22 protein-coding genes are annotated in these 25388 nt (G+C 70.9%); 10 read left to right on the plus strand and 12 right to left on the minus strand.

What is annotated here, in order from left to right; translation table 11 throughout:
• The first annotated feature begins 1 nt into the window (after position 1).
• Genes AB0G10_RS23175 through AB0G10_RS23190 form a run of 4 tightly spaced genes read left to right on the plus strand, consistent with a single transcriptional unit; the run spans position 2 to position 4240 of the window.
• Complete coding sequence (locus tag AB0G10_RS23175) at positions 2-1981, plus strand: MFS transporter (protein ID WP_360925249.1); 1980 nt, start codon at positions 2-4, stop codon at positions 1979-1981.
• Between the two features lie 5 nt (positions 1982-1986).
• On the plus strand, positions 1987-2529 hold the full coding sequence (locus AB0G10_RS23180; protein WP_360925252.1) for a hypothetical protein: 543 nt from the start codon (positions 1987-1989) through the stop codon (positions 2527-2529).
• Positions 2526-3641, plus strand: a complete 1116-nt coding sequence (locus AB0G10_RS23185) for a M23 family metallopeptidase (protein ID WP_360925255.1) — start codon at positions 2526-2528, stop codon at positions 3639-3641. Before AB0G10_RS23180 ends, AB0G10_RS23185 begins: the two co-directional genes overlap by 4 nt.
• On the plus strand, positions 3638-4240 hold the full coding sequence (locus tag AB0G10_RS23190; protein WP_360925257.1) for a hypothetical protein: 603 nt from the start codon (positions 3638-3640) through the stop codon (positions 4238-4240). Before AB0G10_RS23185 ends, AB0G10_RS23190 begins: the two co-directional genes overlap by 4 nt.
• 6 nt (positions 4241-4246) lie before the next feature.
• On the opposite strand, the gene AB0G10_RS23195 is transcribed toward AB0G10_RS23190, so the two are convergent.
• From AB0G10_RS23195 to AB0G10_RS23215, 5 genes are all read right to left on the minus strand, one after another.
• A complete protein-coding gene (locus AB0G10_RS23195) occupies positions 4247-4768 on the minus strand; it encodes a hypothetical protein (RefSeq protein ID WP_360925260.1) in 522 nt (173 codons plus the stop codon).
• Between the two features lie 163 nt (positions 4769-4931).
• The gene (locus tag AB0G10_RS23200; RefSeq protein WP_360925263.1) at positions 4932-5216 is read right to left on the minus strand and encodes a hypothetical protein; all 285 of its coding nucleotides are present in this window, start codon (positions 5214-5216) and stop codon (positions 4932-4934) included.
• A gap of 1 nt (position 5217) precedes the next feature.
• Positions 5218-6210: a hypothetical protein gene (locus AB0G10_RS23205; protein WP_360925266.1), complete on the minus strand. Its 993-nt coding sequence runs from the start codon at positions 6208-6210 to the stop codon at positions 5218-5220.
• On the minus strand, positions 6207-6521 hold the full coding sequence (locus tag AB0G10_RS23210; protein ID WP_360925269.1) for a hypothetical protein: 315 nt from the start codon (positions 6519-6521) through the stop codon (positions 6207-6209). Before AB0G10_RS23210 ends, AB0G10_RS23205 begins: the two co-directional genes overlap by 4 nt.
• Positions 6518-6817, minus strand: a complete 300-nt coding sequence (locus AB0G10_RS23215) for a hypothetical protein (protein ID WP_360925272.1) — start codon at positions 6815-6817, stop codon at positions 6518-6520. Before AB0G10_RS23215 ends, AB0G10_RS23210 begins: the two co-directional genes overlap by 4 nt.
• A 168-nt stretch (positions 6818-6985) precedes the next feature.
• On the opposite strand from AB0G10_RS23215, the gene AB0G10_RS23220 reads away from it, so the two are divergent.
• Genes AB0G10_RS23220 through AB0G10_RS23230 form a run of 3 tightly spaced genes read left to right on the plus strand, consistent with a single transcriptional unit; the run spans position 6986 to position 10615 of the window.
• A complete protein-coding gene (locus AB0G10_RS23220; RefSeq protein ID WP_360925275.1) occupies positions 6986-9583 on the plus strand; it encodes an FtsK/SpoIIIE domain-containing protein in 2598 nt (865 codons plus the stop codon).
• Positions 9580-10341 (plus strand): hypothetical protein, encoded by a 762-nt coding sequence (locus AB0G10_RS23225; protein ID WP_360925278.1) that lies wholly within the window; start codon positions 9580-9582, stop codon positions 10339-10341. Before AB0G10_RS23220 ends, AB0G10_RS23225 begins: the two co-directional genes overlap by 4 nt.
• A 13-nt stretch (positions 10342-10354) precedes the next feature.
• Positions 10355-10615, plus strand: a complete 261-nt coding sequence (locus AB0G10_RS23230) for a hypothetical protein (RefSeq protein ID WP_360925281.1) — start codon at positions 10355-10357, stop codon at positions 10613-10615.
• Here the strand turns inward: AB0G10_RS23230 and folE are convergent.
• The 6 genes from folE to dacB form a co-directional block, all read right to left on the minus strand.
• Positions 10608-11234, minus strand: coding sequence for a GTP cyclohydrolase I FolE (gene folE / locus AB0G10_RS23235; RefSeq protein ID WP_360926431.1), 627 nt, complete (start codon positions 11232-11234; stop codon positions 10608-10610). The genes AB0G10_RS23230 and folE overlap by 8 nt on opposite strands.
• A 17-nt stretch (positions 11235-11251) precedes the next feature.
• Positions 11252-13267: an ATP-dependent zinc metalloprotease FtsH gene (ftsH, locus tag AB0G10_RS23240; protein ID WP_360925284.1), complete on the minus strand. Its 2016-nt coding sequence runs from the start codon at positions 13265-13267 to the stop codon at positions 11252-11254.
• 298 nt (positions 13268-13565) lie between these two features.
• Positions 13566-14141 carry a hypoxanthine phosphoribosyltransferase gene (hpt, locus tag AB0G10_RS23245; RefSeq protein ID WP_360925287.1) on the minus strand — a complete coding sequence of 192 codons (576 nt, stop codon included), beginning with the start codon at positions 14139-14141 and terminating at the stop codon, positions 13566-13568.
• A gap of 64 nt (positions 14142-14205) precedes the next feature.
• Entirely contained in the window at positions 14206-15180 is a 975-nt protein-coding gene (gene tilS / locus AB0G10_RS23250) for a tRNA lysidine(34) synthetase TilS (protein WP_360925290.1), read from the minus strand.
• A gap of 1 nt (position 15181) precedes the next feature.
• Positions 15182-16222: a zinc-dependent metalloprotease gene (locus AB0G10_RS23255; protein ID WP_360925293.1), complete on the minus strand. Its 1041-nt coding sequence runs from the start codon at positions 16220-16222 to the stop codon at positions 15182-15184.
• Between the two features lie 53 nt (positions 16223-16275).
• Positions 16276-18333 carry a D-alanyl-D-alanine carboxypeptidase/D-alanyl-D-alanine-endopeptidase gene (dacB, locus tag AB0G10_RS23260; protein WP_360926434.1) on the minus strand — a complete coding sequence of 686 codons (2058 nt, stop codon included), beginning with the start codon at positions 18331-18333 and terminating at the stop codon, positions 16276-16278.
• A gap of 10 nt (positions 18334-18343) precedes the next feature.
• On the opposite strand from dacB, the gene AB0G10_RS23265 reads away from it, so the two are divergent.
• Together AB0G10_RS23265 and AB0G10_RS23270 are read left to right on the plus strand one after the other, a co-directional pair.
• Positions 18344-18706, plus strand: coding sequence for a hypothetical protein (locus AB0G10_RS23265; RefSeq protein ID WP_360925296.1), 363 nt, complete (start codon positions 18344-18346; stop codon positions 18704-18706).
• 466 nt (positions 18707-19172) lie between these two features.
• Positions 19173-19676: an inorganic diphosphatase gene (locus tag AB0G10_RS23270; protein ID WP_360925299.1), complete on the plus strand. Its 504-nt coding sequence runs from the start codon at positions 19173-19175 to the stop codon at positions 19674-19676.
• A gap of 97 nt (positions 19677-19773) precedes the next feature.
• Here AB0G10_RS23270 and eccD read toward each other — a convergent pair whose 3' ends face one another.
• A complete protein-coding gene (gene eccD / locus AB0G10_RS23275) occupies positions 19774-21141 on the minus strand; it encodes a type VII secretion integral membrane protein EccD (protein ID WP_360925302.1) in 1368 nt (455 codons plus the stop codon).
• A 122-nt stretch (positions 21142-21263) separates the two neighbouring features.
• Between eccD and eccCb the strand changes: the two genes are divergently transcribed.
• The gene (eccCb, locus tag AB0G10_RS23280; RefSeq protein WP_360925305.1) at positions 21264-25298 is read left to right on the plus strand and encodes a type VII secretion protein EccCb; all 4035 of its coding nucleotides are present in this window, start codon (positions 21264-21266) and stop codon (positions 25296-25298) included.
• Positions 25299-25388: the final 90 nt, after the last annotated feature.

Raw genomic sequence — 25388 nt, forward strand, 5'->3', positions numbered from 1 at the left:
GATGGTGCGGCGGGGGTTGGCGCTGGTAACGGCGATGATTGTCGTCGCGGTGGCTTCTATAGCTTGGGCTGTGGCGGCGCCTCGGGAAGCTTGGGCGGTGCCGGCGCAGGCACCGGGGGGTGCCTGCAGCACCGAGGAATGGAAGAACAACTTCTCGGCATGCGTTAACCGCCTGGCTGAGGTCACTGCTGACCGTGCGGAATGTCTGTCCCCTCCAACTCCGAGCACACCAGATTCTGGCGTGGCAGGATGGTTTACGGAACGCCCAGCGTCGTCCGATGAAACCGGACCACAAGGCATCTATAGCAGATACGGGTATGCAGGATATAGCTACACCACTTATGACTTGGATAGTGGCTGCGCCTCAACCCTGGTAGACCCAGATTTCAAAGTTGAAACAACAATCGCCAACGGCGAGTTCATGATTGCCACGGCGATCATCGGAGCCTCGAACGCTCTACGAGAGCGCGCATGGAGCCCAGAAACCCTTTGGGGCTGGGCGGACGATTTGGTTGAGCAGTCCACTAAAGCTATTTACGAGAAGGTCTTCACCGTATTTGGCGTCATAACTCTAGCAATCGTCGGAATTTACCTAATCTGGCGGTCTCAGCAAGCCGATATGGGCGCCGCAACGACCACTGTGGGCTGGGCCCTGCTAGTCATGGTTGGTGTTACCGCCATCGCTGCGTGGCCTGTGAAATCCGCGAACATCGCGGACCAGACTCTAGTTACCAGCCTAAGCGTTGTTCACAGCGCTGTGGGACCGCGTGCTGACGAGATCCCCGCTGAGCAATGCCCGGATCCGACTCCTGGCGCATGTGAGGATAAACGCCCCCCGGCTGTGCGGGCGAGTGATACCGCGACAGACACCATGCTTTACCGCAACTGGCTGCGAGGCTTGCTGGGCTCTGCCGATAGCACGACTGCGCAGCGCTACGGCCGCGCCCTCTACGACGCTCGCTCATTGACATGGGATGAGGCTCAGCGCATTCGCGAGAGTCCTGAGACTCGCGAAGGAACCTTAAACCGCAAAAAGGCACAGTGGGAAAGGGTTGCCGAACAGATCAAGCGTGAAGATCCCGAAGCTTATGAGTATCTGCAGGGTATCAACGGCATGGAGCGTATCGGTGCTGGATTCATCGCCGTGCTCGCATCAGTCATGTTCGCAATGTTCGACCTCACCGCTTCGCTGCTTGTCCTATTAGGGTTCCTCATCTTCCGCTGGGCGGTGATTGCCGCACCAATTCTCGGCACGATCGGCCTCCTAAGACCAGCGAGCGCAGGGATCAGACGGCTCGGTAATGCGGTGGTGGCAGCCGTCTTCAACATCGCCATATTCGGCACAGGCGCAGCAATCTACCTTTTCGCTGTAGATCTGATCATGAATACTGGCAGTCTTCCTGGATGGCTTCAGGTTGTGCTTGTATGGCTGTGCGGCATCGTCGGCTGGCTCCTTCTTAGGCCATACCGACGCATCACTCAGCTCGGTGGCAAGGACAGCGCCGCCGCGATCGCTTCTGCCGGCTCCTGGCATCGCCGGTTCTTCCGTGACATGCGTGAGGCCGCGAAACTCGATGTCGTCGAAGGCGGCGGCACTCGTGAACCGATGTTCGGCAAGGACGGTCGGCCGGTTTACGTCGAACAGCGGAACATGCGGCCGGAAGCACGCCTGGAAGACCCATCGCATTCGGCAGCCACGCGCAGCGACATGAGCGGCGGAGGCAGTACCTCCACGACTGTCGCAACGCGTCCCGACGGCAACGAGAGCGTGCGGACCGAGCGCGAGAAGATCGACAGCACTTCTACCGAAGTCGCCCGCCGAACCAAGCCTTCCCAGACACGCTCACGCGCGGCCGCGGAGTGGACCGAACCGGACGTGTCCGAGCGACCCGCGTCCTATGCCATTTACCGGCCGGAGACCGGCTCGACGACTCAGGAGCCCGCGAGCACTACTCCGCGGATACGTTCCGAGGCTCGGTGAGTGGTGTGGCAGGGCTGATCGAGCGCACCCTCACCGGGATCTTCCGATCTCGGTGGGGGGTGGCGATCGTGCTGGTCGCCATCGTCCTGGCGGTGGTGGGCATCGGACGCTTGTTCTCAGACGGGGACGCGACGCCTCCGCTGAGCGCGGGAAGCCCTGCTCCCGCGATCAGCGCAGATCCTGCTGAGGATGACAGTGTGGTGTCGTCCGACCCACCGCCGACGCCCAAGACCAGCCCCGGACGCGCCCAGCCTGAGGCCGTCGCGTACGCATTCGCTTCGGCATGGGTGGACCACGACTCGGTGAACCCGGAGAAGTGGCGTGACCGCCTCCTTCCCAACTCCACGAAAGACCTCTCGAACCAACTCGAAGGCGTCGACCCCGCCGGCGTGCCGGCCGAGCGTGTCATCGGCCGGCCCAGCCTCGTAGCGGTCAACGAGACGATGGTGAACGCGATCGTCACCATGGATTCCGGGAAATTGAGCCTCCGGCTGGTCGCCCCCGACGGGCATTGGCTGGTCGACGGGATCGACTGGGAGCCGGCGTGAGAGTTCCGCGGCCACGCAAGGTGGTTCTGCTGATCTCGTTGGTTGTGACGCTCGCCCTGCTCTGCTGTGGCGGCAGCGTGACCATGCTGGTGCTCGGCAACATCGACAGCGACGAGCAGAGCACGCTCAACGCGGCGCTCGGTTGCGGCAAGGGCGGCGCGATCGACCCCGATTCCAAGCTGCCGAAGATTCGACCGTACGGTGCAAGTCAGATCCGAAATGCAGCGGTCATCATCAATGTCGGCGAGCAATTGCAAATGCCGCCCCGCGCCTGGGTAATCGCTGTGGCGACCGCCATGCAGGAGTCCCGGCTGGTCAATCTCGGTCACCTCGGCGCGCGGAATGACCACGACTCCCAGGGCCTATTCCAGCAGCGACCCAGTTCCGGCTGGGGAACGCCCGCCCAGGTGCGGGATCCGGTTTATGCGAGTACGAAGTTCTACAACAAATTGAACACCATTGACGGCTGGGAGACCATGTCGTTGACGAGGGCGGCGCAGGCCGTACAAATCAGCGCCTATCCCGATGCGTACGCAAAACATGAACCCATCGCCACCCAGATCGTCAATATGCTCGCTGACGGCGCGGCAAGCGCCGCGGGCAGTTCGGTCACCATGGTTTGCGCCGCCTCCGGGCAGATTGCGGCATCCGGCTACACGATTCCACTGCGTGCCGGAGTGGGCTCCGGTTTCCGCAGCCCGGAGCGTCCCAATCACCAGGGCGTCGACCTGAGCGTGGACAAATACACGCCGATCGCGGCGGTTTCCAGCGGCGTCGTCTCGCTGGTCAAGTGCGACGAGGACTTCAAGGGCCGCAAAAGCTGCAATGTGGATGGCTATCCCGGCAAGGGCGGCTGCGGGTGGATGGTCGAAATCATTCACGCAGGCAATGTGATGACGCGTTACTGTCACATGGTGCAAAGGCCATTTGTACGGGAAAACCAACAGGTCGCGGCCGGTGACGTCATCGGCAGGGTCGGCTCGAGCGGAAACTCGTCGGGACCGCACCTGCACTTCGAGGTGCACCTCAACAACGACCGTTCCAGCGCCGGCGCCATCGACCCGGTGCGGTTCATGCGTGAGCAGGGAGCAGCGCTGGGCGGTGAAGGATGAACGGTGGATTCCCCGACCCTTTCGCCATGAATTCGGGATGGGCTTTGGAAGCGCCGAGACCGGTCATACCCACCCCCGCCACCATGGGCGGCCAGCTCCGCGGACGACGGGTCGTGATCGGCTCCCCCGGCTTGGGCTGGCGCGGCGACCTGCGCGCCGACGAGAAAGTCGTCCAGGGCAGCCGCACATTCGTCCCGGTGATGGCCGAATCGGAGTGGTATCGCGCCGAGGCCGAACAGACCGAAGTCTTCGCGGCACTGGTCCCCGTCGATCGGGTGTGGGTCGAGGAATACGGCGTCGCCGGCACAACACCCGCGTCCAGGCCCAAGGATGCACAGCTGGTTTCGCTGGACGAGCCACCCCGGCGTCCGCCAGTAGCGGCAACCGAGGCCGACTTCCTCGCGAGTCGCAGGATCGCACGTTTGCTAGAGGACGGCGGCGAACAACGCGACCTGCGAGCCGTGACAGAGCTCTACACAAGCGAAGACGGCGAAGTCTGCGCCAGGATCACCGAGGAACTCGACTGGTACCGCTGGGGCTGGGACGGCCGCACACCTCGCACGTTGGAGGTACCAGCACACCTTCTTTGGATCGAGTAGGCGTTGTTAGAACCGTTCCGCCCCACACACCCGCCAACCACCGTCATCAATCAGCGACAAACGCCACCGGTGCTCGCTTTTCCCGATTGGCCGGTTGTCAACCATGCTATCTACCGTGATCGTCACCGTCGCCGTCCGGCTATCTTCTCCTGGAGTAGCAATCGAGAGCTCCTTCCATCCGACCATAATCGTTCCTCCTGTCCGCGATTCCTGGTCGAAAAGGGTTCGGCGGAAGTCCTCGAGCGAACTCAACGAGCTCCCCGAAGAACAGATATAGAGCCTCGCCTCTTCATTATTTCGGTCAGCGAAGTACGCCCCTAAGAAATTATCCACGACGGCCGCTGGCTCAGTTCGCTTGATTTCTGTGGCGTCGTCGTAGAGGAGGAAGATGATTACTGCTCCTCCAAGGCACAGCAAGCCCATGATGCCCGCCGTAAACGCCAGCAGCAGTCTCGCCCTGCGCGTCTTGAAGCGACCACCCGTCTTCAACGCACCGCCACCGACACGGCCACCGGCAGGCGTCACCACGTCTCCGCCCTCCCAAGGACCCGACGAACCCGAAGGAGCAAACCCCCGCGACGGACCGGGATGACCTGCCGGATCCGGCTGGGCTGCGGGATCGGACGGGCCTGGCGGGACTGCGGGATCGGACGGACCTGGGTCTGGGGGCACCGCACGCATACAAGGGACACTAATCCACCTTCAGCACATGGAAGTCGACCCCGAAGCCCCAATGGCGCTGGATCTCCACAATGGCCTCTTTCACGACGACTAGATCCCCTGCGGACACCGCCGACTCGTCATCCCACATCGGGGCGGGCGGCAGGTAGAACCCGTACGAATGAAGGCCCCTGTCGACCGGGAGGTGCATGGCGTGGCCCCGGAACTCGACGAGCATGGTTTCGCGGTCGACTGTGCGGAGCAGGACACCCGAATCGGTGCGGGCGGCCTGACTGCGGATCTCGTGGACGGCCACGTCAAACCCCCGTCGGGTCGATGGTGGTGAGGCGGGTCGTCGCCGGGTTCTCGAACAGTGCCCGCCGCTCCACCGCGTTCCAGATGCCGTCGGCGCGCGGGTTGTGCGCCCACGCCGTCACGTCGCCGACCGCGCTGGAGGCGTAGCGTTCGGAGAGCCGGCTCCAGATGTCGCGGGCCTGCGTCTGCCGCACGGGTGAACCGTCCTCGAAGAGCCGCAGATCGTCGAAGGCCGCACCACCGGGTGTCTTCTCCAGTGTCACCGATGTGACGCCGTCCGTGTACTTCTCGGCGAACACCCGCATGGGTGTCCCGTCGCCGGCGCGTCCGGAGTAGAACGTGGCCCCGTTGACCGGGCTGCGGATGTCGGCCCGCTCCACCTCCCGCATCAGCCGATGGAATTCGGAGTTCTGCCCGAAATGTCGCGCCAGATGCAACGCATCCCCGGAGAAGGACGATGAGAAGCGCAACAGGTCCGCCGCCCGGGTGAACATCTGCGCGATCTCGCCCTCGACCACCTGCAGCGACCGGTGGATCAGCTCCCGGCAGGCGACCCGCGTGGCGGCCACGAAGACCGGCACCTCGGCGAGCGTGGCCCCGGCGGTCACGAACGCCGTGGCTACGGCCTGGCCCACCTGGAACGACAGCAGCGTCAGCTGGGCGATGTAGGCGGTCTTCAGCGCGACGGTGACGCCCGCCATGGCGATGAGCCCGGCGCCGATCAGCTCGACCGCCACGGCCGCGTCGGTGAGGCGCCGGCCGGGGCCTTCCGGGCCGTTCCACCACTGCTCGAACGCCTCGACGGAGGCGCCCTCGTTCTCCATCCACACCCGGCGGGCGGCGGCGTCGGCCTCGGCGAGGTGCTGCCGGAGCCGGGTGCCGTGCTCGATCCAGGCGAGACCGTCGGCGTGCAGCCGATCCTCGTCGGCCTGCGGCCAGGTGAGCCCGACCCAGCCGAGCGGCTCGGTGAGCTCGAGAGGCAGCTCGATGGTCACGTCGAGCTCTCGATGAGGACCGCGGAGGAGGAGTCGGCAGCAGCGATCGACCGAGCCTGCATGGTCAGACCGAGAGCCGCATCGCCCATCTGCGACACATACGAACCGAGCGCCCCCAGCGCATGCCCGAGAATCGCCTGGTAGGCCACCGCGAACGCGCTCCCGCTCTCGTCCGCTCCCCAGGGATTCCCGGGGCCGGCCACTGTCGCGTCGAGCACCGCGACGTCCTCGGCCATCCGCTGCGCGATCCCGGCCAGAGTGCTGCCGGTCGCGGCCACCGCATCAGGATCAAGATGCATGCGTACGTTCATGACGACCGCACCGCCCGGCGGGAGATGTCGTACAGCGCCGTGGAGATCTCGGCGAACCGCCGCTCGGCCGTCGCCGACGCATCCGCGACCTGCTGAGCGAAATCCTCACTGAAGGACGGCGCCAGGCACTCCTGCGCATCGAGGAAGGCCCGGAACAGCTCGTCCCGCAGATCCTCCACCGGCAGCGACGCGACCTGGGGATCCAGCACGAGGTCCCACAACCGGCCGTCGCTGGCCAGTTCGACCCGGATCCAGCCGCCGGCCGCCTCGCCCGCCACGACGTAGAGCCCGTCCATGAGTGCCTCCGCAGAGAACCGAAGTGATCCTGTGCAGGCGAATACCACCGGAACACGCTTCGAGTTCAACCGGACACGGAAAGACAGAGATGGGGACACGGGCGGCGAGGAGAAGCCGGAACGCGGCGGCCGGCCGGGTCTGGGATAAGTTTTATCCGCGGACAGGAGGTGGTGGCAGTGGCGGATTCGGCTCTGCGGGTCCGGCAGGCCGCTGCCTTGCACCGGCAGGCGGTGGCGACTGTGGACGCGGCCGCCGCGGCGCTGGAGGCATACGCTCCGGCCGCGGCCGACCCCCGGGATCAGCACCGGTTGGCCGAGCGGCTGCGCGCGGCGGCCGAGCGGCTGGTTCCCGGCTGGCTCGGCGTGTCCCTCGACCCGATGACTCCGGTGGGTCCCCTGGGCAGCGATAAAACCCATCATTTCGTACGGGTGGGGCTCGCTCAGCCGCTCGACGGGGTGCGATTCCCGGCCGTGGTCCCGCTGCTCGGCGCCGGGCATCTGACCATCGACGCGACCGCCACCGACCCGCGGGTGTTCGGTCTGCTGCGGGCTCTCATGCTCCGGCTGTTCGCCTCGACGCCGGCCGGCTCGCTGCTGGTGCGCGCGGTCGACGGGGTGGGCGGCGGCGCGGTCTTCGCCCCGTTCGAGGAGCTGGCCGACGCCGGTCTCATGTCGCCGCCGGCCACCGACCGCCAGGGCCTGCGCGACGTGCTGTCCGAGGCGGAGAAGTGGCTGCGCCCGGCGCGCGGCGGCGACACCCGCCGGGCCCGGCGCGACCGGATGCTGCTCGTGGTGATCGCCAGCCTGCCGGAGATGACCGAGGGCGAGGAGCTGCGCCGCATCGCCGCGCTGGCTCAGCAGGGCCCCGACTCCGGCCTGCACCTGATCGTGGCGGGCTGGCCGCCGCCCCCGCTCACCGCCGAGACCACCCAGGCGCCGCTGCCGCGGACCACGCCGATCTCGGTGCGCAACCCGTTCGCGATCATCGGGGACGGTCCGGGCGGCACGTTCGGGTCGGTGCCCGAGGCGCTCTGGCTCAACGCGCCGGTCTTCCTCGACGAGGATCCCCCGCCGCGCCTCATCGACGCGGTCTGCCAGGAGCTGGCGGCCGACTCGGCCGAGGCGTCCCGGGTGACCCTCACCGACCTGCTGCCCGACCCCGGCGAGGAGCTGTGGAGCGGGGACGCGGCGGCCGGGGTGGAGACCGTGGTGGGCCACCACGGCGAGGTGCCGCTGGTGCTGCGCTTCAACGACCTCACTCCGCACTGGATGGTGGGCGGCCGCTCCGGCGCCGGCAAGACCGCCTTCCTGATCAACGTGCTCTACGGCCTCGGCGCCCGGTACAGCCCGGACGAGCTCGCCCTCTATCTGCTCGACTTCAAGGAGGGCGTCTCCTTCGCCGAGTTCGTGCCGACGCAGCGGGACCGCACCTGGCTGCCGCATGCGCGCGCGGTCGGCGTCGAGTCCGACCGGGAATACGGTCTCGCCGTGCTCCGCGAGCTGGACGCCGAGATGGGACGCCGCTCGCTGGCGTACAAGCGGGCCGGGGTGTCGCGCTTCACCGACCTGCGGGCGGTCGCGGCCGAGGAGGGCCGGAGCGGGACGCTGCCGCGCGTGCTCTGCGTCATCGACGAGTTCCAGGTGCTGCTGGCCGGGAACGACCCGACCGCCTCCGAGGCGGTGACGCTGCTCGAGTCGCTGGCGCGCAAGGGCCGGTCGTACGGCATCCACCTGGTGCTCGCGAGCCAGACCGTGCTCGGCGTCGAGGCGCTGTACGCGAAACGCGACTCGATCTTCGGCCAGTTCCCGGTCCGGATCGCGCTGCCGGGTGGCGGCGACGTGCTGGAGCCGACCAACGACTCGGCCGCGGGCCTGCCGCTCGGCAGCGCCGTGGTGAACACGGCCGGCGGGCTCGGCGGCCCGCGCGGCGCCACCCGCGGCCACGAGCGGGTGGTCCGGTTTCCCGACCCGCACGCCGACCAGAAGCTGCTCAGCGACCTGCGGCACCGGATCTGGGGCGCCCGCGACCCGGAGGCGCAGCAGCCGCTGGTGTTCGCCGGCTACGCGCAGCAGCACCTCGCCGACGACCCGGCGTACCGTGCGGCGCTGGCCGGCCGGTCGGCGCGCCCGGCCGCCCTGCTCGGCCGGGTGATCGACGTGAGCCTCTCGACGGCCTCGTTCCCGCTGGACTCCTCGCCCGGCCGCCATCTGGCGATCCTGGGCTCGCAGAGCGGCGGCGCCGAGGTGCTGGACGCGGCGGCCCGCAGCGTGGCGGCCTGCCACGCGCCGCGGACCGCCCGGTTCGTGATCGCCTCGCTGGTGGCCGAGGGCGACGCCCTGGCGACCGCGCTGGCCGCCGAGATCGGCCACCGGCAGGACGTCGTGGTGGTCGGCGCGGCCGGCCTCGCCGCCGAGCTGGACGCCGAGCGCCCGGGCTACCGGGTGGTGTTCGGGATGGACGCGGCCCCGCCGGGCAGCCTCAGCGGGCTGCGGCAGCTGCTGCGCGAGGGCCCGAGCCGGGGTGCCCACCTGCTCTCCTGGTGGCGCGGGGTGCGCCGGTTCAACGAGGAGACCGGCGGCAGCATGGGCCGTGAGGACGTGGCCGGCCTGCTCTTCCTGAACGTGCCGCAGTCGGACGTGATGATGATGCTGAGCCGCCCGGTCGACTGGCACCCGCGGGCCAACCGGGCCCTGCTGCACGACCGGCACACCGACCGCACGGTGACAGTGGTCCCGTTCGTCGCCCCGGAGGGTGGAGTCTCGTGACCAGGCCGGAGCCCGTGGCCGACCATCGCGGCGTCGTCCCCAGCCAGAACGCGGCGGCCCGGGACATAGAAGCCCAGGACCCGGGTGGCCGGCGCGAAGCGGCGCAGGGCATGCCGGGACAGGCCGCCGACGCCCCGGCCGCGGCGTGGGCCGACTATCTCGCCGCGGCCCGTGAGCTCGACGCGGTCCGCCGCGCCGCCAGCTCGGTGGCCGGCGAGCACGCCGAGACCGTCACGGCCGCTCGTGAGGAGTTGTCCTACGTGCGGGCCAGGCTCGCGCCGCAGCGAGCGCGATTGGCACGGGACTTCGGCGTACCCGAACTGGAATTGACCCCGCAGCCGGAGGACCAGGCCGTCGCGATGGCGAAGGTGGCCGGCGGACCGGCCGCCGTGCTGGCGGCGCTGCGGGATGCGCGCGCCACCGCGGACGCCGCGGACCACGCCTTCATCGGGCCGGCGCCGCTCGGGCCGGGCCGCCCCTACGGCCGGAACCTGCTGATCTACGGCCCGTTCGCGTTCGTGGTGCTGCTCGTGCAGGTGATCCTGTTCCTGCTGGTCGGCTCGCCGCCGACCTACGCCCTGGTGTGCGGGCTGACCATGCCGCTGCTGGCGTTCGGGCTGGGCTGGGGCACGATCGGCTTCGTCTACGGCGACGAGGGCCCGAAGATCGACCGCACCCCCGTGCTCGGCGTGATCGTGTGTCTCGTGCCGGTGCTGCTGACCTGCGCCGGGCAGGGCCTGCAGGCGATGTTCAACTGAGGATGGGGAGACCGTGGCCAACGTCGAAGAGGTCAAAGTCAACGTCGCTGCGTCGGTGGACGGCTGCCAGCGGGCCGTCGCGGGCATCCAGCAGGCGTCGGATCAGCTCGATCAGTCGCTGGTGCTGCTGCGGATGACGGCGCTGGGGTCGTTCCACCCGGCCGCCGCCACCGCCGTCGCCAACCTCGAGCAGGCGAAGAGCAGGCTGGAGGAGGCGGTCGCGCTGGCCGTGTCCGCGATGGACTCGGCCAACACGTACCGAAGCCTCATCTAGCGTTTATCAACGCCATCGCCTCGGCGCGGACCTTGCCGTCGGTCTGGAACGCGCCGCGCACGGCCGAGGTGACCGTCCGGGCGCCGACCTTGCGGATGCCGCGCATCTCCATGCAGAGGTGCTCGCACTCGAGGACCACTATCGCGCCGCGCGCTTCGAGCTTCGCCATCAGCAGGTCGGCGATCTGCGAGGTGAGCCGCTCCTGGACCTGCGGGCGGCGGCCGTAGACCTCGACGAGCCGGGCCAGTTTCGACAGGCCGGTGATCCGGCCGTCGGTGCCCGGGATGTAGCCGATGTGCGCCACGCCCTTGAACGGGAGCAGGTGGTGCTCGCACATGCTCTGCACCTCGATGTCGCGGACCAGGACGAGCTCCTCGTGGTCCGCCTCGAAGGTGGTGGTGAGCACGGTCGCCGGGTCGACCCGGAGGCCCGCGAAGAGCTCGGCGTAGGCCCGGGCGACCCGGGCCGGGGTGCGCTCGAGACCGTCACGATCCGGGTCCTCACCGATGGCGATGAGGATCTCCCGGATCGCTTTCTCGATCCGCCCGAGGTCGACGGCCTGCTCGACCGGCGTGCCGGTGAGCTTGCCGTCGACCAGACGGGCGGCGAGGTAGTCCATTTCGTCGTGCAAGTTGATCAGTTACTGCCTTCCGAGCCGTTCGCGTTCGGGTTGGGTCCGACCGCGATCTGGCCGTCCGCCTCGGCCTGCGCCTTCAGCTTCTCCCGCTCGGCGGGAGTCAGCACCGGCGGGGCCTCGGAGGGAAGCCGCTTGCCGAAGCCGTTGAACGGCGACATCGGCGGGCGCTTCACCACCCGGGCGCAGATCCGGTTCATGTCCTCCTGCGTGATGGTCTCCTTCTCCATCAGCTCGAGGACCATGTTGTCGAGCACGTCGCGGTACTCGACCAGGATCTCCCAGGCCTCGTCGTGCGCCAGCTCGATCAGCGCCCGCACCTCGGCGTCGATGTCGGCCGCGACGGCGTCCGAGTAGTCCTTCTCGTGGCCCATGTTGCGGCCCATGAAGGGCTCGTCGCCGCTCGTGCCGTACTTCACGGCGCCCAGCTTCGAGCTCATGCCGTACTGCGTGACCATGGCGCGGGCCAGGCCGGACGCCTTCTCGATGTCGTTGCCGGCGCCGGTGGTGGGCTCGTGGAAGACGAGCTCCTCGGCGGCCCGGCCACCCAGCGCGTACGCCAGGGTGTCGATCATCTCGGCGCGGGTCTGGGTGTACTTGTCCTCGGTCGGCAGGACCAGCGTGTGACCGAGCGACCGGCCACGCGGGAGGATCGTCACCTTGTGCACCGGAGCGGAGTGCGGCAGCGCGTAGGCCACCAGGGCGTGCCCGCCCTCGTGGTACGCGGTGATCTTCTTTTCCTTGTCGCTCATGGCCCGGGTGCGGCGCTCGGGGCCGGCGATGACGCGGTCGATCGCCTCCTCGAGGTACTCGTTGGAGATCGCCCGCTTCTCGTTGCGGGCGGTCAGCAGCGCGGCCTCGTTGATCACGTTGGCCAGGTCGGCGCCGGAGAAGCCGGGCGTCCGGCGGGCCACCGAGTCGAGGTCGACGTCGGGCGTGAACGGCTTGCCCTTGGCGTGCACCCGCAGGATCGCCTTGCGGCCCTCCATGTCGGGGTTGTCCACCGGGATCTGCCGGTCGAAGCGGCCGGGGCGGAGCAGGGCCGGGTCGAGGATGTCGGGCCGGTTGGTGGCCGCGATCAGGATGACCCCGCCCTTGGTGTCGAAGCCGTCCATCTCGACGAGCAGCTGGTTGAGCGTCTGCTCGCGCTCGTCGTGACCGCCGCCCATGCCGGCGCCGCGGTGCCGGCCGACCGCGTCGATCTCGTCGACGAAGACGATCGCCGGGGCGTTCGACTTGGCCTGCTCGAAGAGGTCGCGGACCCGGCTCGCGCCGACACCCACGAACATCTCGACGAAGTCCGAACCGGAGATGGAGTAGAACGGCACCCCGGCCTCGCCGGCCACGGCGCGGGCCAGCAGTGTCTTACCGGTACCCGGGGAGCCGAAGAGCAGCACGCCCTTCGGGATCTTCGCCCCGAGAGCCTGGTATTTCGCCGGGTTCTGCAGGAAGTCCTTGATCTCGTGGAGCTCCTGGACGGCCTCGTCGGCGCCGGCCACGTCGGCGAACGTCGTCTTCGGCGTGTCCTTGGTGATCATCTTCGCCTTGGACTTGCCGAAGTTGAGCACCCGCGAGCCGCCACCCTGCATCTGCGACATGAACAACAGCAGCAGGATCACGAGGATCGCGATCGGCAGCAGGTTGATCAGCAGGCTCAGCAGGATGTTGTCACCGGAGACCGTGGCGTCGACCGTGCCGGTGATGCGCCCGGCCTGCTTGGCCGCGAGGACGTCGTCCCAGATCTGCTCGGTGACCCCGTACGGATATTGGGTCTCGATCTTGTCGGTCGACTTGCCGTCGAACCGTTCCTGGGTCGCGAGTTCGATCTGGAGCGTCTGCTCCTTGTCCTTCTGGACGACCTTCTCGATGCCGGGCTGGTTGAGTCGCTCGAGGGCGACTGAAGTGTCAACCCGCTGGTAGCTCGGACCACTGGTGAAGAAAGAGCTCAGCGCGACTACGCCGATGATCACCAGAATGATCCAGACCACCGGGCGGCGGAAGAAACGCGTACGTTCCATACTGTTGTCGGGCGCCAAGCGCCCGGACCCTCCTGATCGGCGTCCTGGTCACCTCAACGTCGCCGCCCACCGGCGGCCGCAGAAGTCCGGTACCCCTGTCGGGGCGATGTGAACCGGGCTCCAGCCCCTCCGGCGTATGTGACACCACGCCATCGGTCACTCGACCGTACACCGTAGGTGCCGGTTGCGAACCCGTGAGGCCGCAGGGCCCACCCTCGACACCCGCCGGTAAGGATGGGCGGTCTCGGTGCAAAACCGCCCATAATGACCCTTACTGTGAACACGCTGGGAAAGCGGTTCAGCTACGGGCGTACACCTCGGGCTTGAGAACGCCGACGTACGGCATCTCCCGGTAACGCTCCGCGAAGTCCAGGCCGTAGCCGACCACGAACTCGCTGGGGATGTCGAAGCCCACGTACTTCACCGGGACCTGCACCTTGACCGCGTCCGGCTTGCGGAACAGGGCGACCACCTCGACGCTCGCCGGCGAGCGCGACTCGAGGTACTTCATCAGCCAGGAGAGGGTGAGCCCGGAGTCCACGATGTCCTCGACCACCAGCACGTGGCGATCGGTGATGTCCCGGTCCAGGTCCTTGAGGATGCGCACGACGCCCGAGGAGGTCGTGCCCTGCCCGTACGACGAGACGGCCATGAACTCCATCTCGCTGTGCGGGCCGCTGCGGCCGAGCGCACGGGCGAAATCGGCCATGAACATGACCGCGCCCTTCAGCACGCAGACCAGCAGGATGCCGTCCTTCGCGTCCGCGTGGTCCGCGGAGACCTGTTTGGCCAGCTCATCGATCTTCTCCCGGATCTGCTCCTCCGAGATGATCACGTGGTCGATGTCGGCGTCGTACCAAGAACCATCAGCCATGGGGCTAAGCCTGCCCCATCGAGGTTACCGTTCGTCGAACGGGGCCGGATTCCGTCGTGCCCGCTCACTTGATATGGGCCGGAACCACCCGAACGAGTCGTTCCTGCCGGCGCGCCACGACGATCCCGTCGGGCAGGAAGACCGGTCCCTGGCCGCGCCACTCGGACACCAGGGCGTCCATCGCGACGACGTGCCGGTAGGCCAGCGCGCCGCCGGGAGCGCCCAGGTCACGGGCCCAGCGGTGCAGCACCCGGCCGCGGATCGCGGGCAGCAGGCCGGCCAGCACCGGCACCGACAGCCCCTCCGGCGTGCGGGCCGAATCCAGCGCGTCCACGGCCAACGTGTCGAGCGCCTCGTTGTCCGAGGCGACGAGCGAGGCGGTCCGGGCGAGGTTGCTCACCACGGCCGGGCCGAGCGCGTCGACGAGCACCGGCAGGACCGAGCCGCGGACCCGGGAACGAGCGTATGCCGGGTCGGTGTTGTGCGGGTCCTCCCAGGGCGCGAGGCCGAGCGCCGCGCACGCCTTGCGGGTGTCGGCCCGGGCCACGTCGAGCAGCGGCCGCCGGAAGACGCCGCGCTGCCCCGGCATCCCGGAGAGGCCGCGCGGGCCGGCGCCACGGGCCAGCGCCAGCAGCACGGTCTCGGCCTGGTCGTCGCGGGTGTGCCCGAGCAGCACGGCGGACGCGTCGAGCCGGCGGGCGGCGGCCTCGAGAGCCGAGTATCGCGCGGTGCGCGCGGCCGCCTCCGGCCCGCCGGGCAGGCCCTTCACCGACACGGTCTCGATCCCGACCGGGTCGAAGCCGGCGTCCCGGGCCCAGGCCGCCACCGACCGGGCCCGCCGGTCGGAGCCCTCCTGCAGGCCGTGGTCCACGGTGACCAGCCCGACCCGCTTGAACGCGAACCGGGTGGCCGAGGCCAGCGCCAGCGAGTCGGCGCCGCCCGAGCAGGCCACCAGCACCAGGGCGTCGGCGGGCAGACCGGCGAGGTTGCGGCGCACCGCGTGCCGGACCGCGGCGACCGGCGCCGGAATCCGGGCCATGTCAGGCGTGCACCCGGGCGACGTAGGCGTCCGGGTCGCCCAGCTCCTCCAGCCGCGGCAGGGTCAGCGGCGACTCGAAGGCCCGGTTGAAGCCGGCCATGCCGACCCGGTCCACGACGCCGTGCACGAACTTGCGGCCCTCGGCGTACTGCCGCATCTTCACGTCGACGCCGAGCACCCGGCGGATCGCCTTCTCCAGCGGGTTGCCGCTCTCCCGGCGCCGGTTGAACTTGGCCCGGATCGAGTCGACCGAGGGGATCACCTCGGGTCCGACGCCGTCCATCACGAACTCGGCGTGCCCCTCGAGCAGCGTCATCAGCGCGGTGAGCCGGTCGAGCACGGCACGCTGGGCCGGCGTCTGCACGATGTCGAGCATGGAGGTGCGGCTCTCCGGGTCGCGGACCGCGTCGGAGAGGGTGGCGATGCCCCGGCGCATCCGCTCCAGGATGTGCTCGCCGCCCTGCGACGCGTCGACGAACGCCTGCACCTCGCCGAGGAAGTAGCCGCGCATCCACGGCACCGCGGTGAACTGGGTCCGGTGGGTCACCTCGTGCAGGCAGACCCAGAGCCGGAAGTCGCGCGGGTCGGCGCCGATCTTGCGCTCCACCTCGACGATGTTCGGCGCGTTCAGCAGCAGCTGGCCGGGCTCGCCGGAGAACACCTCGTATTGCCCGAGGACCCGGCCGGACAGGTAGGCCAGGATCGTCCCGGCCTGCACCCCGGTCACCCGGGACCCGATCGCGTCGGCGAACGGACCCGGCGGGGTGTCCCCGGAGAGGCGGCTGACCAGCGGGCCGATCACCCGCTGGAGTCCCGCGATGTTCACCTTCGCCCAGTCGCGCCGGTCGACCACGCGCACCGGCGGAACATCCACCTGCGGGGTCAGCCCGGTGTACGCGGCCACGTGCCCGGCGGCCTCCTCGGTGAGCGCACGCAGGTCGGCGACGACATGCGTCGCCTCCTCCAGCGTGACCGCGGGGCCGGTCTTGGAGAGGGCGCCCGCGGTGGCGGCGGCCAGATCCCAGTCAACGAACTGCGCCATGCAGCCCACCGTACCCGGGCCGATCCATCCGGCACTCCGGTGAAACCCCCGGTTCAGCAGCCGCACTCCACCAGCCGGGCCGCGACCTTGTCGAGAGCCGCCCTCGCCGAGATGGCGCTCGCGCCGCCGACCGCCATGATCGCGAAGACCATGACCCGTCCGTCCTTGTTGACCAGCACGCCGGCCAGCGTGTTGACCCCGCTCAGCGTCCCGGTCTTGGCGCGGACGATGCCCTGGGCCTCCTGGTTCGGGCTCGGCGTCACGAACCTGGTGCGCAGCGTCCCCGACCAGCCGGCCACCGGCAGGCCGTTGAAGAGCGCGCTCAGCTTCGCGTCGGAGCCGTTCGCGGCGAGCGCGAGCGTCCGCACGAGCAGGGTCGGGCTGATGCCGTTGTTCCGGGAGAGGCCGCTGCCGTCGTACAGATTGGCCTCGTCCGACGGCAGGCCCAGCTCCTCCAGCTTCGCCAGCATCGCCTCCGAGGCGCCCTCGAAGCTCGCCGGCTTGCCGGCGGCCAGCGCCACCTGCCGCGCGACCGCCTCGGCCAGCACGTTGTCGCTCTGCTGGAGCATCCAGTCGACGATCTGCACGAGCGGCGGCGACTCGACCTTGCCGAGCTCCTTGCCCGGGGTCCAGGCGCCGGCCGCCGGGGCGGACGCGTCCGGCGCGGCACTAGCGGCCCCGGCGGCGGGCTCGGGCGCCTTGCCGGCCCGGACCGCCGCGGAGACGCCGATGGCCCCCGCGAAGAGCTTGCCCGCCGCGTTCGCCGGGTTCGAGTACCGCGGGTCGCCGCCGAACTCGTTGTGCACCGGGTCGATCCGGCCGCCGTTCGTCATGAACGGCTGGATCCGGGCGACCTGGCCGTCCCCGATGTCGCTGGAACCCCAGCCGGTCGCCGTCTCCGGGCCCTCGTAGAGCGACATGTCCACGTAGACCCGCGTCGCCGGAGTGTCCCCGAGCGCCTTCTTGACCTGCTCGGCGAGCTTGTCGAGCCGGGCCGCGCCGGGGAACAGCTGGTTGCCGTCCACCGACATGGTCGGGTCGCCGGCGCCGACGATGACGACCTCGCCCGGGTTCTCGCCGGCCACCACGCGGGTGGCCAGCCGGTAGGCCGGCCCGCGGGCGGCCAGCGCGGTCGCCGCGGTCAGCAGCTTCGTGGTCGAGGCCGGGGTGGTCGGCACGTCGGCGTTCTTCGCGTACAGCACCGTCGAGGTGACCGGGTCCAGCACCGAGACGTGCACCGTGCTGCCGAGCGCGCTCGAGTTCACCAGCGGGTCGAGCGCGGCCTGCACGGCGGCGGTGTCCGGCGTCGCGCCGTCCGTCTCGGCGGCGGCGAGCACCGGCGTCGGCGTGGGGTCGGGCGAGCGCGGCGGTGCGGAGGGCGTGCTCTCCGACTCGGCGCCCAGCCATCCGTCGACAGGTCCGGGGCGGACCACCAGTCCCACGGCGGCCACCAGCGCCAGAAGCACCACAGCCGCAAGGACCGAGACCATTTTCGTACGTTTTTTCCGCCCGGTCTTCACTTCCTCGGGCCGCGGCGCATCGTCGGCCGGGGCCGCGGCGCCGGTGCCCGCGGCGGGACCGGCGGGCGCGGGCGAGGTGGGGCGGGTGGTGTTGAGAGGCACCGAGGCCCGGCCGTAGCTCCCACCCGACGTCGGCTTGATCTCCGGCACGCCATCCCCGGGCGGCGTGATCGGAGGCTGCGGTGCCGCCGGCGGGATCTTCGGGATCTGCGCGGTCGCGTCGCCGGGCTGTCCCCACGGGTCGCCGTCACGAGCCGGCGCGGCCGGGACGGCGGCGGCTGCGGAGGCCGCAGCGGGCTTGGCAGGGATCGAGGCGGATCCCGGCGAGCGAACGCCCGGGAATTGGGCGGTGACGTCGTTCGCGGGCGGAACCGGACTCTGCGGGGCGGCCTTCGGCGGGGCGGCCTTCGGCGTGGTGGGCGCGGGCGGCACGGCGGCGTGCTGCTGCGTCGCGGCGTCGGTGGCGCGCGGCGGGCCGGCGCTCCACGGGTTGCGCGGGGCGTTCCACGGTCCGACCGGGCCGGGGCCGCTCGGCGGGTATTCGGTGCTCTCCTTCGACGGACCGGAATCCGGCTCGGCACCCGGCTGCATCACGAAGGACGTGGAGGAGCGCGCGGCGCGAGGAGGCTGCGGCGTCCCGGGCGACGACGCCGGCATCTGCGGCGGCTGCGGCGTGGGCGGCTGCGTCTGCGGCGATTGCGGCATAGGCGGCTGCATCTGCGGCGAGTGTGGCGCCGGAGACGCGGGCTGCGCGAATGGAGGCTGCGCAGGTGATGAGGGCGCGGGCGGCTCCTGGCCGCTCACCGGTGGGCGCGACCAGTCGACCGGCGGCACCGAGGCGCGGCCCGGCGACGCGGGCGGCACGGAAGACGCGGGCGGCACGGAAGACGCGGGCGGCACGGAAGACGCGGGCGGCACCGGAGCGCGGCCCGGCATCTGCTGGGTGCCGCCGGTCCAGTTGTAGCTGGCCGTCGGATCCGAGATCGGCGAACCGGGCCACGGCACGGTGCCCGGAACGGCGGCGCGGCCCGGCGAACCGGGTGACTGCGGCGACACCGGCGGCCGGCCCTGCTGACCGCTCGGCGGCGGAGCGTCCTGCTGCCAGGGGAACGGCTGTCGATATGCCTGGTCACCCGGGGTGGGCGGGGTCACACCCGCGCCCGGCTCGGATGCGGGCACGCCGGACCGACCGGCGGCCCTTTTACCCTCATCGGCCCCGGATTGCGAACTCGACACGCCGTCATTGGCCGCGCCTTCATGTGAATCTTGCCTCGTCACACGCCCCTCCTCGCCCGTGGCGTCAGACTTAGGGGAGACTAGCGACATCCGGCACACCGTTGCGCGCGGATCCTGCGGGCCTGCTCCATGCCCCGCTTCCCCGCCCGGTGAACCGGCCCAATCGAGCGGGCAAGCAAAAGGGGAGCGAAATAATGGATTTCGACGTTCTGGTTGAGATCCCCAAGGGGCAGCGCAACAAGTACGAGGTGGACCACAAGACGGGTCGCATCCGGCTCGACCGGACCCTCTTCACCGCGACACAGTATCCCGCGGACTACGGCTACATCGAGGGCACCCTGGGCCAGGACGGCGACCCGCTGGACGCCCTGGTGCTCATCCAGGAGCCGACCTTCCCGGGCTGCCTGGTCCGGGCCCGCGCCATCGGCATGTACCGGATGACCGACGAGAAGGGCCGCGACGACAAGGTCCTCTGCGTGCCTTACGAGGACCCGCGTCAGGAGCACCTCCGCGACATCCACCACCTCGGTGAGTTCGACCGGATGGAGATCCAGCACTTCTTCACGGTCTACAAGGACCTGGAGCCGGGCAAGTCGGTCGAGGGCGCGACCTGGGTCGGCCGCATCGAGGCCGAGAACGAGATCCGCGCGTCGTTCAAGCGCGCCGAGGCCGCGGAGGCCGAGGGAGAGCACCACTGACCGACGCTCCCGCCTGACACCGCTGACGACCGCACCTGCGGGGCATCACGCCTCGCAGGTGCGGTCGTATCAGCGCTTCTGTGCCCCTTCGGGAGGTTCAGGCCAGGCCGGAGAGCGCCGTGTAGAGGCCGGCCACCGCGCAGGCCATCGGGATGACCGCGATCACGGCGACGCCTTCCAGCAGGTCGGCGGCCTGGCTCAGGTAGGGCGACGGCCGGCGGTGCTCGTACGTCGTACCCGGAATGACGGTGACCGCCGCGATCAGAAGGACCACCGCGGTGAGGCCGGGCAGCAGCCCGGCGTCCCACGGCGTGCTGATCAGCAGATCGGCGCCGAGGGCGGCGAGGCCGCCGAGGCCCGCCACGAGCAGCGGGATGCGGAGCCGGCCGGTCACGAAGACGCGGGCCCGCAGGATCAGCGCGGTCGCGCAGACCGCGATCAGGATGCGGGCGGACAGCGTCCCCTCGAACGCCAGCAGGGCCAGAGCGACGCCTGCCGCGAGCGCGTGACCGAGCATCAGGCCGGTCAGCAGTTCGTCGGCGCGGTCGACGGCGGCGTGGACGGCGGCCCGGTCCGGCGGTTCGCCATCCGTGGAATCCGGCCTCCCGGGGCCACGCGACGGCCGGGCCAGCGGGGGCAGCGGCATCCGGCTCAGCCGGACGGCGAGCACCGGTAGCGCGCCGAGCCCGCAGACCAGCACCGAGATCAGGGTGGCCGCGGCCGCCGCCGGCGAGGTCCCGGCGGCCAGCAGCGCGGTGAGCGCGCCGAGCAGGCCGGCCGTCGCGCCGGCCGCGAAGATCCGCATCCCGGCCGCGATCCCGAGCGCGCCGAGCACCGACGCCACCAGCAGCGCCACCGAGCCGGCGAGCGGGTTCCAGCCCGGCGCCGGGAACGCGGCGGCGAGGCCGGCGCCTCCGGCGAACGCGTAGACGAGCGCATAGCCGCCGAGCGCCGTGCCGGCCGGCGCCGACCCGTACCCCCGGGCGGCGATCGCACCGCCCAGCAGGAGCAGGGCCGCCGCGATCAGCCCCGCGCCACCGTGGCCCGGACCGGCCAGGAAGAGCGCCAGCAGGCCGAGGGCGAGCGGCACGCCGGCCGCCACGAGCGAGGCCGTCCGGGTGGCCGCCGGCGTCCAGATGCCGCCCCGCCGGCGGGCGCCCTCGGCGATCGCCTCGGCCACGTCGTCGTACTCCACCTCGGGCCACTCGTCGCGGGCCGGCACGAGGTGCAGCACCTCGCCGTCGCGCACGCCCTGGGTCTCCAGTCCCTGACCGGTCGCGAGGGCCATCCCGTCGGCTCGCCGCAGCACCCATCCGCAGTGGTTCTCGCCCTGGTCGGCGAGGTCCTCGCCGGCGTGTCTGAGCACGTCGGGCAGCAGCTCGGCGAGCGGCACCCGCTCGGGCAGCGAGACGTCCACCCGGCGCTGCGGGGCGCTGATCGTCACACGAGCCAGACCGGTGCTCACCAGGCACCTCCCGTGCGTGCAGGAGTCTCGTCCACAGGCATGAGATCGATGCTGTGGAATGTCTCGAACTCTACCTAGCATCGTGATTGCCCCGCTACGGAATGCATCGAGATGGGAGTCCGATGGGGACGGTCATGGTGCGGCGCCCGCCCCGCCGTGCGGCGCCCGCGATCCCGTCCGGCGAGCTCACCGTGGATCCGCCGCCGGAGATTCCGCCGATCCCGGCCGGCCGCTGGCAGCAGTGGCTGCTCGCGCTGCCGATGCTGGGCGGCGCCGTCGCGATGGCGATGATGATGGGTCAGGGACAGAGCGGACCATTTCCGTACGTCGTGGGCGCCCTGTTCGGGATCTCCTCCCTGGCCATGCTCGTCATGTCGCTCGGGGCGGCGGGTTCGCCGCGCCGGGCCGAGATGATCGCCACGAGGCGGGACTATCTGCGGCACCTCGCCGCCCTGCGCCGCCGCGCCCGGGAGACGGCCCACCGGCAGCGGGCCGGCCTGTTCTACCGGCATCCCGACCCGGATCGGCTGTGGTCCACGGTGGCCAGTCACCGGCTCTGGGAGCGCCGGCCCGAGGACGCCGACTTCGGCGTGGTCCGGATCGGCCTCGGCCCGCAGACGCTCGCCACCCCGCTGACCGCCCCGCAGGCCCCGCCGCTCGACGAGCTCGAGCCGATGACCGCAGGCGCGCTGCGGCGATTCCTCGACGCGTACGCGGTCGTCCCGGACCTGCCGGTGGCGATGTCGCTGCGCGGGTTCGCCCGGGTGCTGATCCGCTCCGGCGACCCGGACGGCGCGCGGGCCCGGGCGCTGGCCCGCGCGGTCCTGGTCCAGCTCACCGTCTTCCACCCGCCGGGCGACCTGCTCGTCGCGATCTGCGCCGGGCCGGGCCGGGACGACGACTGGGAGTGGGCGAAGTGGCTGCCGCACACCGGGCACCCGCTCGACGACGTGCTGGCCGGCCGGTCCCGGTCCACGCCGGGCGTATACACCACGACCGTCCCGCACGTGGTGGTGGTCCGGGACGGGGTGGAGCGGCCGGCGGTCGAGCCCGGGCTGGACGGGGTGACCGTCCTCGACCTGGACACCGCGCCGCCGCGGCTGCCGGACGACGCGACGCTGGTCCTCACGATCGGCGCGGACGGCGCCCTCCGGACGTGCACGGCGGACCACGACGGCGAGGCCGGCGTCGCCGACGGCCTGGAGTCGGCGCAGGCCGAGGCGGTCGCGCGGCAGCTCGCGCCGTTGCGGCTGGCCACCGGCGCGGAGCCGGCCGGGCCCGCGGTGATCGCCGATCCGGGCCTGCTCGAGCTGCTCGGCCTGGACCTGGACCTGGACCTGGACCGAGGCCGGGACGTGGAGCGCGGCCGGGACGTGGAGCGCGGCCGGGGCGGGGAGCGCGGCCGGGGCGCGGGCCTCGGCCGGGACCTGGACCGCGGCGGCTGGCGCTGGGCTCCCCGGGACGATCGTGATCTTCTGCGCGTGCCGATCGGGGTGGACGCCGCGGGCCGGCCGGTCGAGCTAGATCTCAAGGAGTCGGCGCAGGACGGGATGGGGCCGCACGGGCTGCTCGTCGGCGCGACCGGTTCCGGCAAGTCCGAGCTGCTGCGCACCCTGGTGCTGGCGCTCGCGGCCACCCACCCGCCGGAGACGCTCAACTTCGTGCTCGTCGACTTCAAGGGCGGCGCCACCTTCGCGGCGATGGACCGGCTGCCGCACACCGCCGCGCTGATCACCAACCTGGCGGACGCGCTGCCGCTCGTCGACCGGATGGCCGACGCCCTCGACGGCGAACTGCTCCGCCGGCAGGAGCTGCTGCGCCGGTCCGGCAACCACCCGGGCCGGCGGGAGTACGAGCGGGCCCGCTCCGCCGGGGCGCCGCTGCCGCCGATGCCGTCGCTGCTGGTGATCTGCGACGAGTTCGCCGAGCTGCTGCAGCGCAAGCCGGAGCTGCTCGACCTGTTCCTCCAGATCGGACGGCTCGGCCGGTCGCTCGGCGTGCACCTGCTGCTCGCCAGCCAGCGGCTCGAGGAGGGCCGGCTGCGCGGGCTGGACACCCACCTGTCGTACCGGATCGGGCTGCGGACGTTCTCGGCACTGGAGTCGCGGGTCGTGCTCGGCGTGCCGGACGCGTTCGAGCTGCCGCGCTCCCCCGGGCACGGGTTCCTGCGGTCCGGCACCGAGGCGCCGATCCGGTTCCGGGCCTCGTACGTCTCCGGCCCGTTCCGCGGTCCCCGGATCTCCCCGATCGACGGCGCCCGGATCGGCGGCTCCCCGATCGACCGGATCGGCGGCGCCCGGATCGGCGGCGGCGCCCGCGGGCCGGACGGCGGCACGCGGATCGGCGGCGGCGCCCGCGGGCCGGACGGCGGCCTCTCGCGCGTGCTGCCCTGGACCGGCCGGCGCCTTCCGCTGCCGGCCACCGCCACGGACCCGGCCGAGGCCCCCGCCGAGGAGACCCTCGCCGACGTGCTGACCGGCCGGCTCGACGGCCCGGGCCCGCGGGCGCACCGGGTCTGGCTGCCGCCGCTCGACCGGTCCGCCCGCCTGGACGATCTGCTCGGCCCGCTCCTGATCGAGCCGCGGCGTGGCCTCACCGTCGTGGACCCGGCCCGGCGTGGGACGCTGGAGGTGCCGATCGCGCTCGTCGACAAGCCCCGCGAGCAGCGCCGGGACGTGCTCTGGCTGCGGCTCGCCGGTTCGGCCGGGCACGCCGCGGTGGTCGGCGGCCCGCGCAGCGGCAAGTCCTCCGCGCTCGCGTCGATCGTCTGCGCGCTCGCTCTCACGCACACCCCCGACGAGGTACGGATCCACTGCCTCGACTTCGGCGGCGGCGCGCTCGCCGGGCTCCGGGGGCTGCCGCACGTCGGCAGTGTCTTCGGGCGGCCGGATGCCGGGGGCGTCCGCCGTACCGCCGGGGAGATGGTGGAGCTGCTCGCCGAGCGGGAACGGCGGGCCGCGCCCTTCCAGGCGCACGTGTTCCTGGTGGTGGACGGGTGGACGACGCTGCGGGCCGACTTCGAGGAGCTGGAGCCGGTGCTGGCCGACCTCGCCACGCGCGGGCTGGCGTACGGGATCCACCTGGTCGCGTCGGCGTCCCGGTGGACCGACTTCCGGCCGGCCGTGCGGGACCTCTTCGGTTCCCGGGTGGAGCTGCGCCTCGGCGACCCGGCCGACTCGGACGTGCACCGGCGGGCCGCGGCCGCCGTACCGGAGGGCCGGCCGGGCCGCGGCGTGATCGAGCACCCCGCCGACCCGGACCGTGGGCTGCACCTGCTCACCGTGCGGCCCGAGGTGGCGTCGGCGGAGGGGACGTCCGGGCTGGTCGCGGCGGTGGCCGACGGCTGGCGTGGCCCGGTGACGGCGCCGGTGCGGTTGTTGCCGGACTTCCTCCCGTACCCGAGAAGGCTCTTGATCGAAAGCCGGGGCCTGCGGGTGCCGATCGGGATCGCCGAGGCCGATCTCCGCACCGTGGAGCTGGACTTCGCGGCCGACCCGCACCTGCTCGTGCTCGGCGACGCGGAGTGCGGCAAGTCGTCCTTCCTGCGCGCCCTCACCACCTCGCTGACCAGCCGATTCGATCCAGGTGAGGCCCGGGTGATCCTGATCGACCACCGCCGCAGCCTGATCGACCTGCCGGAGACCGAACACCGCATCGGGTACGCCGTGAACGCGTCCCAGACCAGTGATCTGTTGCGGTCGGTCGCCGGCTACATGGAACGCCGGCTGCCCGGCCCTCGGATCACCGCGGCCCGGCTGCGCGACCGCTCCTGGTGGACCGGTCCGGAGCTGTTCGTGCTCGTCGACGACTACGACCTGGTGGCGGCCGGACCGGTGAACCCGCTCGAACCGCTGCTGGAGCATCTCCCGCAGGCCCGTGACATCGGGCTGCACCTGATCGTCGCCCGGCGCACCGGCGGCGCGGGACGGGCCCTCTACGAACCGGTGATCCAGCGGCTGCGCGAACTCTCCGCGCCGGGACTCGTGATGTCCGGCTCACCGGACGAGGGTGTGTTGCTCGGCACCGTCCGACCCGGACCGCTACCAGCAGGGCGTGGTCACCTGATCACCCGCCGTGAGGGAACGCGGCTCATCCAGCTGGCGTATCTGCCACCGTTTCGGGATTCGGGGAAATCAGCAGACTCACAGTGCGATTAGGCCGGGTCGACCGCAGCGACACGCCGTCCGTTGGGAGTAATCTCCCTCCATCGACTGACCACCCTCGGAGCCGGAAGGCGGTGCTCGTTG

The sequence above is a fragment of the Actinoplanes sp. NPDC023714 genome (genome assembly GCF_040639855.1).
Lineage (GTDB): Bacteria > Actinomycetota > Actinomycetes > Mycobacteriales > Micromonosporaceae > Actinoplanes.